Annotated in this window: 1 protein-coding gene; it reads right to left on the reverse strand. The window is 67.9% G+C overall.

The window, feature by feature from the left end; translation table 11 throughout:
- Positions 1 to 22: 22 nt before the first annotated feature.
- Entirely contained in the window at positions 23 to 1,240 is a 1,218-nt protein-coding gene (locus CIB93_RS36950; RefSeq protein ID WP_107471007.1) for an IS110 family transposase, read from the reverse strand.
- Between the last annotated feature and the right edge of the window lie 204 nt (positions 1,241 to 1,444).

Below are 1,444 nucleotides of genomic sequence, written 5' to 3' on the forward strand. Positions count from 1 at the left end.
AAGGAACTTCCCAATCGTGTTGTCAAGCCGCTCCCGTGACGGGAGGTGAAGCATGAAAGCACTCTCCGTCACGGATCATCGCCCACAGGACGTTGAGGCGTCGGCGTGCGAGGGCCAGCAGGGCTTGCTTGTGGCCCTTGCCCTCGCTCCGCTTCCGGTCGTAGAACGCCTTCGAGACCGGGCAGCATTGAAGGCTCACCATGGCCGACAGGTACATGGTTCTCAGCAGCCCGCGATGGTAGCGCCGGGGACGGCGCAGGTTGCCGCTGACGCGGCCGGAGTCGCGTGGTCTAGGGGCCAGGCCGGCGAAGCCGGCCAGGCGGTCGGGGCTGCCGAAGGCGTCCATGTCGCCGCCGGTGGCGGCGATGAACTCAGCCGCGAGTTTCGTACCCATGCCGGGCATGCTGCGGATCACCTCGGCGTGCGGATGCTCGCGAAACCGGGCCTCGATCAGGGCGTCGAGCTCGGCGATCTCCTCATCGAGGGCCATCACCCCCTTCGCGAGGCGGACCACCATGGCGGCGGCCAGCTTCTCGCCGGGCAGCGCGGTCAGCTGGGCCTGAGCGGCCTCCACGGCCGTCTTCGCCAGGGCGGCGGCGCCACGGACCTTGCGGTTCTTCAGCCACGTCTCGATCCGGCTCGCTCCCGCCCGGCGGATCGCGGCCGGGGTCTGGAAGCCGGTCAGCAGCATCACCGGCCCCCGGTTCGTCATCTCCAGAGCCCGCTCCAACGCGGGGAATATCTCCAGCAGTTGGGCCCGGAGCCGGTTGATCTGCCGGGTGCGGTCAAAGACCGTGTCCAGGCGGCGGGTGGTCAGGGTGCGCAGGTCGACGGCGATCTCGTCGCCGGGCCGCAGCAGGCCGAGGTCGCGGCGGACACGGGCCTGGTCGGCGATGACGAAGGCGTCCTTCGCGTCGGTCTTTCCCTCACCCCGGTAGGTGGCCGAGGCACGGTGGACCGCCAGGCCGGTGAGGTAGGCGACCTGCTGGCCGTGGCTGACCAGAAGGCCGATCAGCAGCGCGGCACCGCCGTGGTTGAGGTCGACGGCCCACAGCACATCAGCGGATACCTCCAGGACATCGCCGATCAGTGCGAGAAGTTCACTCTCGTCGTTTGCGACCCGGCGGGACAGCAGACGCCTGCCGTCCGCATTGATCACCACGCAGTGGTGATGCGTCTTGCCGATGTCCACTCCAGCCCAGATCTCGGGCACGTTCCCTCCGCCAGCTCGCCGTTGCATCGATCCCGCAGACGACCTCGCCGACGTTGTCCTACAGCAGCGATCGGAGTCGCATCTCCCAATTGGCGGTCGAGTCGTCGCGGGGCTCCGGGTGGCCAAGTTCCTTAAGCCATCGAGAGGTCTCCCCCATGCCAGCCATGCCCAGAGCCCCCGGGCCCTCCGATCTTACGAATGACCAGAGCAACCACTCTTGAAAGGTAGGAC

It is taken from the genome of Streptomyces sp. WZ.A104, from assembly GCF_002382885.1.
In the GTDB taxonomy this organism is placed as follows: Bacteria; Actinomycetota; Actinomycetes; order Streptomycetales; family Streptomycetaceae; genus Streptomyces.